Source organism: Lentzea sp. NPDC092896 (assembly GCF_044754905.1).
In the GTDB taxonomy this organism is placed as follows: Bacteria; Actinomycetota; Actinomycetes; order Mycobacteriales; family Pseudonocardiaceae; genus Lentzea.
Genome location: NZ_JBIVPX010000006.1, coordinates 331,112 through 344,696, shown reverse-complemented (window position 1 = coordinate 344,696; position 13,585 = coordinate 331,112). Strand labels below are relative to the sequence as shown.

At 69.0% G+C, this 13,585-nt stretch carries 14 protein-coding genes; 6 read left to right on the top strand and 8 right to left on the bottom strand.

Features of this window, described 5'->3' with window-relative positions; translation table 11 throughout:
* Positions 1 to 11 precede the first annotated feature (11 nt).
* The 3 genes from ACIQF0_RS29575 to ACIQF0_RS29565 are packed head-to-tail and all read left to right on the top strand — an operon-like array spanning position 12 to position 1,979.
* Positions 12 to 1,265, top strand: coding sequence for a magnesium transporter MgtE N-terminal domain-containing protein (locus ACIQF0_RS29575; RefSeq protein ID WP_360037667.1), 1,254 nt, complete (start codon positions 12 to 14; stop codon positions 1,263 to 1,265).
* The gene (locus ACIQF0_RS29570) at positions 1,258 to 1,743 is read left to right on the top strand and encodes a DUF1003 domain-containing protein (protein ID WP_319980200.1); all 486 of its coding nucleotides are present in this window, start codon (positions 1,258 to 1,260) and stop codon (positions 1,741 to 1,743) included. Before ACIQF0_RS29575 ends, ACIQF0_RS29570 begins: the two co-directional genes overlap by 8 nt.
* A gap of 23 nt (positions 1,744 to 1,766) precedes the next feature.
* Positions 1,767 to 1,979 carry a hypothetical protein gene (locus ACIQF0_RS29565; RefSeq protein WP_401034598.1) on the top strand — a complete coding sequence of 71 codons (213 nt, stop codon included), beginning with the start codon at positions 1,767 to 1,769 and terminating at the stop codon, positions 1,977 to 1,979.
* Here ACIQF0_RS29565 and ACIQF0_RS29560 read toward each other — a convergent pair.
* Positions 1,969 to 2,367, bottom strand: coding sequence for an NUDIX domain-containing protein (locus ACIQF0_RS29560; protein ID WP_401034596.1), 399 nt, complete (start codon positions 2,365 to 2,367; stop codon positions 1,969 to 1,971). The genes ACIQF0_RS29565 and ACIQF0_RS29560 overlap by 11 nt on opposite strands.
* Positions 2,364 to 2,831, bottom strand: a complete 468-nt coding sequence (locus tag ACIQF0_RS29555; protein ID WP_035913526.1) for a MarR family winged helix-turn-helix transcriptional regulator — start codon at positions 2,829 to 2,831, stop codon at positions 2,364 to 2,366. The genes ACIQF0_RS29560 and ACIQF0_RS29555 overlap by 4 nt, the downstream gene beginning before the upstream one ends.
* Before the next feature lie 104 nt (positions 2,832 to 2,935).
* Here ACIQF0_RS29555 and ACIQF0_RS29550 point away from each other — a divergent pair, with 104 nt between their 5' ends.
* On the top strand, positions 2,936 to 4,081 hold the full coding sequence (locus tag ACIQF0_RS29550) for an Mrp/NBP35 family ATP-binding protein (RefSeq protein WP_401034593.1): 1,146 nt from the start codon (positions 2,936 to 2,938) through the stop codon (positions 4,079 to 4,081).
* 7 nt (positions 4,082 to 4,088) lie between these two features.
* Here ACIQF0_RS29550 and tatB read toward each other — a convergent pair whose 3' ends face one another.
* The 4 genes from tatB to sigE form a co-directional block, all read right to left on the bottom strand.
* The gene (gene tatB, locus ACIQF0_RS29545; RefSeq protein ID WP_330270937.1) at positions 4,089 to 4,463 is read right to left on the bottom strand and encodes a Sec-independent protein translocase protein TatB; all 375 of its coding nucleotides are present in this window, start codon (positions 4,461 to 4,463) and stop codon (positions 4,089 to 4,091) included.
* A 17-nt stretch (positions 4,464 to 4,480) separates the two neighbouring features.
* Positions 4,481 to 6,001, bottom strand: coding sequence for a trypsin-like peptidase domain-containing protein (locus ACIQF0_RS29540; RefSeq protein WP_401034591.1), 1,521 nt, complete (start codon positions 5,999 to 6,001; stop codon positions 4,481 to 4,483).
* Positions 6,002 to 6,066: 65 nt separating this feature from the next.
* A complete protein-coding gene (locus ACIQF0_RS29535) occupies positions 6,067 to 6,597 on the bottom strand; it encodes a zf-HC2 domain-containing protein (RefSeq protein ID WP_401034588.1) in 531 nt (176 codons plus the stop codon).
* Entirely contained in the window at positions 6,594 to 7,175 is a 582-nt protein-coding gene (gene sigE / locus ACIQF0_RS29530) for an RNA polymerase sigma factor SigE (RefSeq protein ID WP_169746025.1), read from the bottom strand. Before sigE ends, ACIQF0_RS29535 begins: the two co-directional genes overlap by 4 nt.
* Before the next feature lie 219 nt (positions 7,176 to 7,394).
* Between sigE and ACIQF0_RS29525 the strand changes: the two genes are divergently transcribed.
* The gene (locus ACIQF0_RS29525; RefSeq protein WP_401034585.1) at positions 7,395 to 8,027 is read left to right on the top strand and encodes an O-methyltransferase; all 633 of its coding nucleotides are present in this window, start codon (positions 7,395 to 7,397) and stop codon (positions 8,025 to 8,027) included.
* A gap of 478 nt (positions 8,028 to 8,505) precedes the next feature.
* Here ACIQF0_RS29525 and glgC read toward each other — a convergent pair whose 3' ends face one another.
* Positions 8,506 to 9,720 carry a glucose-1-phosphate adenylyltransferase gene (gene glgC / locus ACIQF0_RS29520; RefSeq protein ID WP_360037695.1) on the bottom strand — a complete coding sequence of 405 codons (1,215 nt, stop codon included), beginning with the start codon at positions 9,718 to 9,720 and terminating at the stop codon, positions 8,506 to 8,508.
* A gap of 88 nt (positions 9,721 to 9,808) precedes the next feature.
* Between glgC and glgA the strand changes: the two genes are divergently transcribed.
* Entirely contained in the window at positions 9,809 to 10,960 is a 1,152-nt protein-coding gene (gene glgA, locus ACIQF0_RS29515; RefSeq protein ID WP_401034582.1) for a glycogen synthase, read from the top strand.
* Positions 10,961 to 12,289: 1,329 nt separating this feature from the next.
* Here glgA and ACIQF0_RS29510 read toward each other — a convergent pair.
* Complete coding sequence (locus ACIQF0_RS29510) at positions 12,290 to 13,534, bottom strand: MFS transporter (protein ID WP_401034580.1); 1,245 nt, start codon at positions 13,532 to 13,534, stop codon at positions 12,290 to 12,292.
* Between the last annotated feature and the right edge of the window lie 51 nt (positions 13,535 to 13,585).

Sequence of the window (13,585 nt, the reverse complement as noted above, 5' to 3'; positions counted from 1 at the left end):
GCCTTGGCGTTGTGGTGGCTGTGAACCGGATCTACATCGCCCAGCTGGCCGGACTTCCCGTGTTCGGCCCCGACGGCGAACCCATCGGCAAGGCCCGTGACGTCGTGATCAGCCTCCGCATCGACCGGATGCCACCGCGCGTCCTCGGCATGGTCGTCGAACTCGTGACGCGCCGGCGGATCTTCGTGCCGATGCTGCGGGTCACCTCGATCGAGCCGAACGCCGTGACGCTCGCGACCGGGTCGGTGAACCTGCGGCCGTTCCACCAGCGCGTCAACGAGGTGCTGGTGATCGGCGAGCTGCTCGACGCCAAGATCCAGGTCGGGGACGGCGGCACGGCGGTCGTCGTGGACGCCGCGATGGAGGTGACCCGCACCCGCGACTGGCGCATGGTCCGCGTCGCCGGCCGGGAGCGGACCGGCCGGTTCAGCCTCAAGGGCCCGGTGCAGGTGTGGCACTGGGAGGACGTCTCCGGCCTGAGCGTCAACGAGATCGCGGGTCAGCCGCAGAGCGCGCACCAGCTGGTGGCGGTCTTCGAGGGCATGCGCGCGGCCGACGTCGCGAACTCCCTGCACGAGCTGCCGCCCAAACGCCGCTACGAGGTGGCCGACGCGCTGGACGACGAACGGCTCGCGGACGTCATCGAGGAACTGTCCGAAGAGGACCAGAAGGACGTTCTGTCCCACCTGGACGAGGAACGCGCGGCGGACGTCCTGGAGGCGATGAACCCGGACGACGCGGCGGACCTGCTCAGCGAGCTCGCCGAAGGCATGAAGGACCGGCTGCTGGAACTGATGGAACCGGAGGAGTCCGCTCCGGTCCGGCGCCTGCTGGAGTACTCGTTCGACACCGCCGGTGGCCTCATGACGCCGGAGCCGATCATCCTCACGCCGGACGCGACGATCGCGGAAGCGTTGGCACGAGTGCGAAATCCCGACCTCACGCCCGCGCTGGCGTCGATGGTCTTCGTCTGCCGCTCCCCCTCCGCGACGCCGACCGGCCGCTACCTCGGCTGTGTGCACATCCAACGGCTGCTGCGCGAACCGCCGTTCGACCTCGTCGCCGGCGTGCTCGACACGGACCTGGCCCGCCTGCCACCGAACGCCTCGCTGAGCGACGTGACGCGCTACTTCGCGACCTACAACCTGGTGTGCGCCCCGGTGCTCGACGAGGCCGAGCACCTGCTCGGCGCCGTCACCGTGGACGACGTGCTGGACCACCTGCTGCCGGCGAACTGGCGCGAGACGGGACTGAGCCATGCCTGAACTGCTGCCTCGGCGCAGACTCGATCTCCCCCGGGAGCCGCGAGGATTCCGCTTCTCGATCGACCCCGACACCTTCGGTCAGCTCTCCGAACGGCTCGCGCGGTTCCTCGGCACCGGGAAGTTCCTGTTCTGGCAGACGCTGATCGTGCTCGCCTGGATCGTGGTGAACCTCGTCGCGGTGTCGCTGCGGTGGGACCCGTACCCGTTCATCCTGCTGAACCTGGCGTTCTCGACGCAGGCCGCCTACGCCGCGCCGTTGATCCTGCTCGCGCAGAACCGGCAGGACGACCGGGACCGGGTGTCGCTGGAGGAGGACCGGTCGCGGGCGGCGCAGACCAAGGCGGACACCGAGTACCTGGCACGGGAACTGGCGGCGGTGCGGCTGGCGCTGGGCGAGGTGGCGACGCGCGACTTCATCCGCGGTGAGCTGGAGAAGCTGATGAAGGAGCAGAACAACCTGAAGAAGGTCAGGCCCTGACCGTCGAGGAGTTCCGCGACGTCGTGGCGCTGTGGCACTTGGACGAGGCCAAGGACACCGACGTCGTTCTCGCCGCGTGCTCGCTGGTGACCGCGGGCATCGACGGCCCCGCGGTCAGCGCGCTGGCCGGTGCCTCGTTGAAGCACGCGTGGGAGGAGATGCCGCTGCTGCTCGGGGACGCGCTGGCCGAACTGGACGAACTGGTGCTGGCGGAAGCGCGCCGGCTCACGTCCTGATCTGTCCACTCGCGACCAGGTCCGCCAGGACCTCGTGGATCGCGGGTGCTGTCTCGGCGTGCTCGCGGTACTCGTCGCGCGTCACGTACGTCAGTTCGGCGATCTCGCTCGTCGGCCGCGGCGTGCCCAGCAACGAAGCCGTGAAGCAGGTCATGTCGACGATCGCGCCCTCACCCTCGCCGTAGGCCGGGGCGACGTAGCGCTTGAGGACCTCGGGGCGGTCGAGTTCGATGCCGAGCTCTTCGCGGACCTCCCTGCGCACCGCGTCGACAGGGCTCTCACCTGGCTCGATCTTGCCGCCGGGAAGGTAGAAGGCCTTCTTGTTGCGTGAGCGAACAACGAGGAGGCGGCCAGCCTCGACGTGCACAAGTCCCACCACCGTGATCACGGAAAGACGTCGTCCGCGGCCAGGCGATCGCACGTGCGGCCGAAGGCCTCGAGCTCACCGGGGCCGAAGCTCTCCCCGAAGTGCTCGGCGACGCCGGCGAGGTGGGTTGTGGAAGCACTGCGCAGGCGTTCAGCGCCCAGCGGTGTGAGCACGGCCACGATGCCGCGTCCGTCACCGTCGGCGCGTTCCCGCCCGACAAGACCGGCACGTTCCAAACGGTCCACCAGGCGGGTCACGCCAGAACGGGACAGCAGGACGGCATCGGCCAGTTCGGTCATGCGCATGCGCATGGAAGGCGTCTCGGCCAGTTGAACCAGCACGTCGTACGCCGCGAGCGATAGGCGCTGCTCAGCAATCAGTTCGGCCTCGAGGACCCTCGTGATCCGTGCATGCGCGCGGAGGAACGATCGCCACACCCCTAGCTCGACACGGGTGGGCAATCGGGAACTACCCGATTCCGGCACGGGCGTCGATGTTACGGACAGCGCGCTCCTGGCTACGACCTGGGCCTGTGCCCAGATGTGACCGGCCGGTAGGAGGGGCACGAACCGGACGTAGCATGGGGCAGGTGACCACCACACAGCCACTCCCCACCGTCGAGGACGTCCGCAAGGCGCTCTCCGGTGTGCAGGACCCCGAGATCCGCCGCCCGATCACCGAGATCGGCATGGTCAAGGACGTCGAGGTCGGCGCGGACGGCGTCGTGGTGGTCGGCATCTTCCTCACGGTCGCGGGCTGCCCGATGCGGGACAAGATCACCAAGGACGTCACCGCGGCCGTCACGGCCCTGGACGGCGTCTCGTCCGTGCGCGTCGACCTGGACGTGATGAGCGACGCCCAGCGCACCGAGCTGCGCAAGACGCTGCGCGGCGGCACCGAGGAGCCGGTCATCCCGTTCGCCCAGCCGGGCTCGCTGACGCGCGTGTACTGCGTCGCGTCCGGCAAGGGCGGCGTCGGCAAGTCGTCCGTGACCGTGAACCTCGCCGTGTCGATGGCCGCTCGCGGACTGTCGGTCGGCATCGTCGACGCGGACATCTACGGCCACTCGATCCCCCGCATGCTCGGTGCGGACGGCAAGCCCACGCAGGTCGAGAAGATGATCATGCCGCCGCAGGCGCACGGCGTGAAGGTCATCTCGATCGGCATGTTCACGCCGGGCAACACGCCGGTCGTGTGGCGCGGGCCGATGCTGCACCGGGCCCTGCAGCAGTTCCTCGCGGACGTGTTCTGGGGCGACCTGGACGTGCTGCTGATCGACCTGCCGCCCGGTACCGGCGACATCGCGATCTCCGTCGCCCAGCTCGTGCCGAACGCCGAGATCCTGGTCGTCACCACCCCGCAGCAGGCCGCAGCCGAGGTGGCCGAGCGCGCCGGGTCGATCGCGCTGCAGACCCGTCAGCGGCTCGCGGGTGTCATCGAGAACATGTCGTGGCTGGAGATGCCCGACGGTTCGCGCATGGAGATCTTCGGCACCGGTGGCGGCGCGGCCGTCGCGGAGTCGCTGACCAAGGCCATCGGGTCCGACGTGCCGCTGCTCGGCCAGGTGCCGCTCGACCCGCGCCTGCGGGAGAACGGCGACTCCGGCACGCCGATCGTGCAGGCGGTGCCGGACTCGGCCGCGGCTCAGGTGCTGACGGGGATCGCCACGAAGCTGTCGGTGCGTTCGCGCGGACTGGCGGGGCGCCTGCTGAACGTCTCCCCCGCCGCCCGCTAGCAGAACGTCAGGTCGCGTCCGGGTCGTACGGCGGACGCTCGCCCGGTGCGAGCGGACGCTGTTCGGCCGCGGGCGGGGTCGACGGCGTCGGGTAGCCGTTGGACTTGGTCGGTTCGGGGTCGTCGAAGAGGTGCTTGGTCACCGCGCGCTTCGGGTCGAAGTTGCGCAGCTCCCGCAGGTCTTCGAGGGGCTTGCGGAGCGACTCGAACTCCGGCCCCATCTCCTGCTTGAGCTGCTCCCGCGCGCCGGTCGCGTACTCGCGGACCTGCCTCACCGTCTTGCCCAGCCAGGCCGCGGCCGATGGCAGGCGTTCGGGCCCCAGGATGAAGAGACCCGCGACGACGATGATGAGGATCTCTACCCATCCGATGCTGTCGAACACAGGTCTCAGCCTACTTCTCAGTCGCTCTTCAATGTGACGTCTAGTTTGAGCTCACGGCCTTGGCGTGCCAGCACTACCTGCACGGTTTCGCCGATTTCGTGCTCCCTGACCGCGACGACCAGTTCGGCGGCGTTGCGGACCATGCGGTCGCCGAGCTTGGTGATGACGTCGCCCTCCTGGATGCCGGCGGCGGCCGCGGCACCACCCGCGGGAACGTTCTGCACCTGGGCGCCTTCAGAGGTCTCCGCGGACACGGACTTCACGTTGAGGTTCATGTCCGCGTGCTTGACCTGGCCGTTGCGGATCAGTTCCTGACTGATCTTGCGGGCCTGCTTGCCGGAGATCGCGAAGCCGAGGCCGACCGAACCGCCGGTCTCGGTGCGGATCGACGAGTTGATGCCGATCAGGGCACCGCGCGAGTCGACCAGCGCGCCGCCCGAGTTGCCGGGGTTGATGGCGGCGTCGGTCTGGATCGCGTCGTAGGTGACCTGGGGGCCGCCGTTCTCGCCCGCGGCGGTCACCGGGCGGTGCAGCGCGGAGACGATGCCCTCGGTGACGGTGTTGGACAGCTGCAGCGGCGAACCGATGGCGATCACGCTGTCGCCGACCTGGAGGTCGTCGGAGTTGCCGAACTGCAGGACGGTCGGGTTGGTGACCTCGACCTTGATGACCGCGAGGTCGGTCTTCGGGTCGCGGCCGACGACGCGGGCCGCGGCGCGGGTGCCGTCGGTGAAGACGGCGCTGAGCTTGGCCGAGGAGTCCTGGGCGGCCGGGGCGACGACGTGGTCGTTGGTCAGGATGTAGCCGCCGGCCTCGATGATGACGCCGGAGCCGACACCCGCGACGTTCGCGCCCTTGAACTCGATCGAGACGACGCTGGGCGTCACGCGCTTGGCGATCTCCGAGATCGAGCCGGCGGGACGTTCCTTGCCCTCGGTGACCTCGGCCAGCGTGACGGTCGAGTCGGTCAGGGGGTTGCCGGCCCGGCCGATCAGCCAGCCGACGAGACCTCCGACGGCGCCGAGCACGAGCGCGACCGTGAGCAGCAACGCGAGAGCCGTGGGCTTCACGCGACGGCCGAACAGCAGTTCGGGAACGCTCAGCTGCGGGCCGGGCTCCTGTTTGCGCTCGGGTTCACCCGGCGGGTCCTCCCCGACGGCGGGCGGGCCGATCACGGCACCGGAGGCCGGGTCGCGCCACGGGTCACCGGCGGGCTTGTCGCCCCAGAACACCGGATCGATGTCCGGATCCGGGTCGGACACGGGCTGCGGCGGCCGCTGCAACAGTTCCTGGGAGCCCTGCCGGCCGAACGCCGTGACGAGGGACTCGGGAGGCGGCGGCGCGGACTGGAGCTGGGACACGGGCACGTCGCGCGCGGCGAACGCCCCGGCGACACCGTCCGGGCGGCCGAAGGCGGTGGCGGACGCGGGGTCGACCGGCGGCTGCACCAGTGGCCGTGGCCGGAGCCGGCGATGGGCTCCGTCGTCCACTCCGGAAACGGGTGTGGACGTCTGGCCGTTGGGCGACTGCTGGCTCATCTCTCCCCGAGTTTTCCGCTAGGAGTGCTGAACTACAGCGTGCCTCACGAACAGTGAAATGACTGTCAGGGGGTGGTCGCGAAGATCGCGCCGGCGTTCTGCGGCACTGGCGTCGTGGCGGGTGCTTCGCTCTCCGGCGTGGTGAACGCGAGCGCGCTCAGCAACATGCCGCTCACGACGACCCCGGCACCCTGTCGGGCACGACGTCCGCTGAACCAGCCGTTGCTGCCCAGAGGTCTCGACGAACCCAGCACCGGCCCTGAGCCGAACGCGGGCTTGTCCGTCCTCTGCACGGCGACGAACTGACCGTCCTCGGTGATCGCGAGCCCGTCCGGAGCGGACGGCAGATCGACCTCTTGTGGGATCGCGCCGAGCCTGTCGAGCAGCGAGGCGGACGCCGTGGGCGCCGAAGCGGTGCGCACGGCGGAGCGCGCCTGCTGCTGCGTGTAGGTCTCGAACGCGCAGAAGCCGCAGCGCTGGATGTGCGCGGAGGCTCGCTCGTGGGCGGTCGAGGACAGTTCTCCGTCCACGAACGCGACCACGGCATCCGGCAAGAGATGCTGCTCAGGCAGGCCCCAACCACGGAGGTCGGTCATGCAGAGTCCTCCAGCAACGATTCCTGACGACGGCGTTCGAGCGCGACCCGCAGAGCCTGGCGGCCCCGGTGGATCCTGCTCCTCACCGTACCCATCTTCACCCCGAGCGTGGCGCCGATCTCCTCGTAGGAAAGGCCCTCCACGTCACAGAGCACGACCGCGGCGCGGAACTCCGGCGGGAGCTCGTCCAGCGCGGCCTGCAGGTCGGGGTCCAGGTGGTTCTCGTCGTAGATTTCCTCAGGGGACAGGTCGTCACCCTCGAGGCGGTCGTTGTCCTCGGGCAGCGCCTCCATGCGCACGCGGCTGCGCCGGCGTGCCATGTCGAGGAAGAGGTTGGTGGTGATGCGGTGCAGCCACCCCTCGAAGGTGCCCGGCTTGTACGACGCCAGCGACCGGAAGACGCGGATGAAAGTCTCCTGCGTCAGGTCCTCGGCGTCGTGCTGGTTGCCGGTCAAGCGGTACGCGAGCCGGTAGACCCTGTCCGCGTGCTCACGGACGATCGCGTCCCACGAGGGCGGCGTCCAGTCGGCCGTCTCGATGGGCGCGACGGCCTCCGGAGAACTCGACTGCGTGCGCATCAGGTGTTTCGGCACCTCCATGTGGGCCGCCCGGCGACCCTTATGCGGCTCAACGGGCGACGGGTCCGGCTTGTTCCCGACTAGAGCCTGGCTTCTTGCCTCTGTACCTTCTCCTGCTCCCTTTAAACGATCGTGAGAGTGGGCTGAGAGCACCCTGAGAATCTCGGTTCGGGCCACGTTCACCCGTTTTGAGCACTCGAAGCACTAACCTGCTACCCCGTGACCCCGGAATCGGCCCTGCGGGAGTACGTCGAGCAGTACCTCCCCGAGGACGACGTACACCTGGCAGCACGAGCACGCGGCCAGGAACTGGGCTGCGTGCCCATCGGCGCGGGCGGAGGCGCCGCCCTGCGGTTCCTGGCGACCGCACTCCAGGCCCGCGCGGTCGTCGAGATCGGCACCGGCGCAGGCACCAGCGGCCTCTACCTCCTGGCGGGCATGCCCAAGTCCGGCATCCTGACCTCGATAGACGTGGCCTCCGAACACCAGCGAGCGGCCCGCGAGGCCTACGCGGCGGCAGGCATCTCCCCGTCGCGCACCCGCCTGATCATGGGCAAGGCCCTGGACGTCCTCCCGCGCCTGACGGACGCGGCGTACGACCTCGTGTTCGTGGACGCCTTCAAGCCCGAATACCCGCAGTACCTGCAACACGGCGTACGCATGCTGCGCCCAGGCGGCGTGATCGCGTTCGACAACGTCCTGTGGCACGGCGCCGTCGTGGATCCCAGCAAACGGGACGACTCGACCCAGGCAATGCGGGACATCGCCCGCCTGGTGAAGGAGGACGACCGCCTGGTGCCGGTGATCCTCCCGCTGGGCGACGGCCTACTGGTAGCGGCCCGCAGGCCCTAGCCCGCTCGCGGCTAAACGCAGCGCACGCTCATGGGTACGCAACTCACCCGCGAAGCCGAAGGCGAGCCGTCCTTACCGAACGGCCAGGGCGGTGGGGTCCCGTCACGAGTCGCGCCACAGCTCTTGCTGCATGTGAGAGGGAGGGTCAAGTCGACACGCTTTTCGTCGACTTGACCCTCCCTCTCACATGTGGCCCGCTCCTGGTGCGGCTCGTGACGGGACCCCACCGCCAACGCAACCCTCTAAGCAACGCGCAGCCGCCCAACGCAACAGGCGTGCCATCTACCCGCGTGTGGCGCTATCCCCCGATCAGATTGCCGGGGGTCTGGGGGCAGAGCCCCCAGGGGAAGCACTCAACGCAACCAGGCCGCCCGCACGGTGACCACCCGCAAGATCGCCGCCCGCAAGATCGCCGCCCGCAAGATCGCCGCCCGCAAGGTCGCCGCCCGCAAGCCAACCACCCACGAACAGCGGCGACTCAGTAAGCCCGAACACCCTTCCCCAACACAGTGACCCCAGAGGCAGAAACCGTGTACCGCTCCCGATCCATAGGAGCATCCACACCGATCAAAGCCCCATCAGGCACAACAACGTTCTTGTCCAAAATAGCCCGCCGAACCACAGCACCCTTGCCGATCCGAACCCCGGGCAACAGCACCGACCCCTGCACCACAGACCCGACCTCAACGGTCACGTCGGAAGAGATCACCGACCCGTGGATCTTCCCGGAGATGATCGACCCGGGCCCCACCATCGAGTCCTCAGCGGACCCTCCGGCGATGAACTTGGCCGGAGGCAACGGCGGCGTGGCCGTCCGAATAGGCCACAACTGGTTGTACAGGTTGAAGATCGGATGGACCGAAACAAGATCCATGTGCGCGTCGTAGTAGGCGTCGATCGTCCCGACGTCCCGCCAGTACCCGCGATCCCGGTCGGTGGCACCGGGCACGTCGTTGTCCTGGAAGTCGTAGACGTGCGCCTTCCCGCGATCCACCAGCATGGGGATGATGTCGCCACCCATGTCGTGATCCGAGTCGGGGTTCAACGCGTCCCCGCGAAGCGCGTCCAGCAGCGCCTCGGTGGTGAAGACGTAGTTGCCCATTGAAGCGAAAGTTACATCCGGGTCGTCCGGCACGTGCGGCGGCTCGGACGGCTTCTCCAGAAAGCGCGTGATCTTCCCGGACGCGTCCGAGTCGATGCACCCGAAGGCCTTGGCCTCGTTGCGCGGCACCCGAATACCGGCAACGGTCACGGCCGCGCCCGACTCGACGTGCTGCGAGATCATCTGGCCGGGGTCCATCCGGTACACGTGGTCCGCGCCGAAGATGACGACGTGGTCCGGCTTCTCGTCGTGGACGAGGTTCAGCGACTGGAAGATCGCGTCCGCCGAGCCCGTGTACCAGCGCGGGCCCAGGCGTTGCTGCGCCGGTACCGGTGTCACGTACTGACCGAGCACATTGGACAGGCGCCACGTCGTCGAGATGTGGCGGTCCAGTGAGTGCGACTTGTACTGCGTCAGCACGCAGAGCTTCGCGAGCCCCGCGTTGACCAGGTTCGACAGCACGAAGTCGACCAGCCGGTAGTTGCCCCCGAAGGGCACAGCCGGTTTCGCGCGGTCGGCCGTCAGTGGCCACAGGCGCTTGCCTTCACCACCGGCAAGCACAATTCCGAGAACGTGCGGCTGCCCCTTCACGGTATGTGACCCTATCCGTGCGATCGTTCTCGAACCAGACGCAAACCGGTTTGTCCCAACAGGGACGTCCGTGATCTACGGTGAGTGCGTGCGAGTTGCGCTGTTGACACGGGAGTATCCGCCGGAGGTTTACGGTGGGGCTGGTGTGCACGTGGGTTTCCTCGTGCCCCATCTTCGCGAACTCGTGGACGTCGACGTGCACTGCTTCGGTGCACCCCGATCGGACGCCACGGCCCACAACCCACCGCACAGCCTGGAGCAGGCGAACGCGGCTCTGACGACCCTCGCGGTCGACCTCGAGATGGCCGCCGCGGTGTCCGCGGCGAACCTCCTGCACTCGCACACCTGGTACGCCAACATGGCCGGTCACCTGGGCAAACTCCTGCACGGGATCCCGCACGTGGTGACGGCGCACTCGCTGGAACCACGCCGGCCGTGGAAGGCCGAGCAGCTCGGCGGCGGGTACCGGATCTCCTCCTGGGCCGAGCGCACGGCGTACGAACACGCCGACGCGGTCATCGCCGTGAGCGAGGGCATGCGGATCGACGTGCTCGACGCCTACCCCTCGCTCGACCCGGCGAAGGTGCACGTCGTCCGCAACGGGATCGACAGCGTCGCCTATCACCCGGTCGAGGAGACGGACGCCCTGACGTCCCGTGGAATCGATCCCACCAAGCCGATCGTGGCGTTCGTGGGAAGGATCACGCGGCAGAAGGGCGTCGGCCATCTCGTCGCGGCCGCGCACCACATCGACCCGGAGGCGCAGATCGTGCTGTGCGCCGGGGCGCCGGACACGCCGGAGATCGCCGAGGAGACCCGGCAGGCGGTCAGCGAACTCTCCCAGGCGCGGCCGGGGGTCTTCTGGATCCAGAAGATGCTGCAGCCCGCCGAGGTGCGGCAGATCCTGAGCCACGCGACGGTGTTCGCGTGCCCGTCGGTCTACGAACCGCTGGGCATCGTGAACCTGGAGGCGATGGCGTGCGGCACGGCGGTCGTCGCGAGCGACGTCGGTGGCATTCCCGAGGTCGTCGTGCACGGCGAAACGGGCCTTCTCGTCCACTACGACGAGAATGATTTGTCGACATATCGACAGCAGCTCGCCGAATCGATCAACGAACTCGTCACAGACCCCGCCCGCGCGAAGCGTTTCGGAGTCGCCGGGCGCACGCGGGCTGAGCAGGAGTTCTCCTGGTCCTCGATGGCCGAGCAGACGGTCGAGGTCTACCGCAGTGTGATTTGAGTCACACTCTACCGGGGCAACCCCGAAGAGTGAGCGCCGCCTTTAACCAGTAGTGACGTTGTGGTTTCAACTGGTGAGGGGCGCGAGAACTGTGCGTTGTGCGGTGCTGGGTCTGACGGTCCTCCTGGCAGTGACCGGATGTGCCACAGCTCCCGCCGCCCAGCCGGCCGCGGTGCAGCTCACGGTGGACGGCAAGAAGCTCGCCGAGGCCTCTGACCTGCAGGCGAACGCCGAGGCGCAGCTCGCCTACACGCTGGAGTACGGCTACGTGGCACGGGCGGGCGCTGCCGCGGTCAGCTGCTGGTTCGCGAAGACGGGCCTCGAGTCCGAGGTCGACAAGCGGCTGTGGTGCGGGCCGGTCCAGGTCCCCGGCACCGGTGCCGGCACCGACTGGGTGCCCGTGCCGCTCAAGGAAGTCACCAAGACGGATGACGAGGTCCGTTACGAGGTGCAGTCGCCGCAGGTGCCGGAGAAGGGCAACCGGAGCACGCCGTCCGGGAAGCTCGTGCGCACCGACGGCAAGGAGATCGACCCGTCCAAGCAGCAGGACATGACCGCCGGGCGCGACTTCCTGGCCGTGCTGCCCGACGACGGCAAGCGCAACAACGTCGACCTCGGCCTCGGCAACGCCGACATCAAGCTGCGCGACGACCTGCTCAGCACCGCGGTCACCGGCTGGGCGAACCCGGACATCTGGTTCACCGCCGAGGGCACGGTGCGCGCGGAGGCCGGGTCACGGCTGCGCGTGGTCAGGATGAAGGTCGAGAAGCTGAACGAGACCGACAGCGGTTTCCACCGCACCAACTGGCAGGGGTTCGCCCCGCAGCCGTCGGAGCTCGCGCTGGAGGTGCCGGGCAAGCGCCAGGTCCTCCCCGCCGACCGGCTGCCGGCCAACGGCTCGGTCTTCGTCGTCTACACCGTGCCCGACCCGCAGCAGGGCGCCGAGTCGCTCGTGCTCGGCACGCTCGGCGCCAAGTCGCTGGAGCAGCGCGTCGAGGTCCCGTCCGGCAAACGCACCGACAACCCGCCGCACGTGCTGCAACGCGCCGCCGCCCCCGCTCAGTTCACCGACCAGACGCAGAAGATCCGCTTCGGCGACCGCGAGCTCGGCATGAAGGTCACCGGCGTCCGGCTCGGCCGGCAACGCCCGGTCAAGCTCGGCGAGAGCCAGTACGACGTGGCCACGATCTCCGCGGCCGACAAGGCGTTGCTGGAGGTGCGGGTCGAGGCGACCGGCAACCTGCCCGACACCGCGGGCGGCCTGCTGACCAAGGACCTGATCACCGTGACGCTGCCGGACGGGTCGACCGCCCGGCAGGTCGGCGCCCGCTACGACGGCGGCCCGCTGCCGTTCGCGATCGTGGTCGAGGTCCCGGCGGACACCCGTTCGGTCTCGGTCGGCATGGTCGACGGAACGGTGGACCTGTCGCGCCTCGGCAAGACCACCATCGCACCGGTCGACTCGCGCGTCACCCTCGCCCTGGAGTTCTGAGCCAGCATAGCGGCCAGCGCGAGCCAGCCGAGGATCACCAGGACCAGCCCTCCCCAGCCCCACTCCTCGTACGCGGTGGCGCCGGACGTCCCTCCCACGCTGCTGCCCACGTAGAACCCGGCCAGGTACAGCCCGGACGCGTGGCCGCGGGCGTGTTCGGGTGCCCGCGCGGCGACCCAGCCGCTCGCCGTGGTGTGCGACGCGAAGAACCCGGCCGTCACGATCGCCAGGCCGAGCGGCACCCACAGCAGGCTCGCCAGGGCGCCTAGAGCCACCACGCCGATGCACAGCAGCAGCACCTTGCCGCGGCCGTACCGGTCGGCCAGCCTGCCCGCGAACGCCGCCGAGGTGCTGCCGAGCCCGTAGAAGAGGAAGACCAGCGTCTCCAGCCACGCCGGGCCCTGCAACTGGAAGCCGGCGACGTTGTAGAACGAGATGAACGTCCCCACGAGCAGCACGGCGACGACGTACATCGACAGCAGCACGGGGTCCTTCAGCGCCGCCTTCATGCCCTTCGGCGCGCGCTTCGGCATCGCCTGCGCCTTGGGCAGGAAGAACACCACGACCAGGGCCGCGACCAGCCCGAACACCCCGGCGAGCAGCACAGAGCCGCGCCACCCGAGCCAGTCGACGGTCATGCCGGTGACGAGCCTTCCCGACATGCCGCCCAGGCTGTTCCCGGCGATCATCGCGCCCATCGCGGCGCCGAGCTTCTTCTTGTCCAGGGCGTCCGCCAGGTAGGCCATGGACGCCGCGGGCACCCCGGCCGCCGCGATGCCCTGCAGCACGCGCAGCCCCAGGAACAACTCGTAGTTCGGTGCGAACGGCAGCACGAGCCCGAGCAACGCCGCCGCGAGCACGCTGACCACGATCACCGGACGCCGCCCGAGGCGTTCGGACAGCATCGCGATCGGCACGACCACCACGGCCAGCGCGATCGTGGCCGCCGACAGCGCGAGCGACGCGCTGCCCGGCCCCAGCCCGTACTCGGCGGCGATCTGCGGCATGACCGGCTGCGGGGTGTACAGCAGCGCGAAGCACGCGAACCCCGATGCGGCGATGGCCGCGGTCAACCTGTTCACACGATTGACGCTAAGCCATACGTCCAATACGGAAATGCGCCAGAATCAATC

Excerpts from the sequence above, each read along its gene's own strand:
- ACIQF0_RS29540 (WP_401034591.1), bottom strand. The coding sequence starts at position 6,001 with ATGAGCCAGCAGTCGCCCAACGGCCAGACGTCCACACCCGTTTCCGGA.
- ACIQF0_RS29570 (WP_319980200.1), top strand. The coding sequence starts at position 1,258 with ATGCCTGAACTGCTGCCTCGGCGCAGACTCGATCTCCCCCGGGAGCCG.
- sigE (WP_169746025.1), bottom strand. The coding sequence starts at position 7,175 with ATGCGCACGCAGTCGAGTTCTCCGGAGGCCGTCGCGCCCATCGAGACG.
- ACIQF0_RS29535 (WP_401034588.1), bottom strand. The coding sequence starts at position 6,597 with ATGACCGACCTCCGTGGTTGGGGCCTGCCTGAGCAGCATCTCTTGCCG.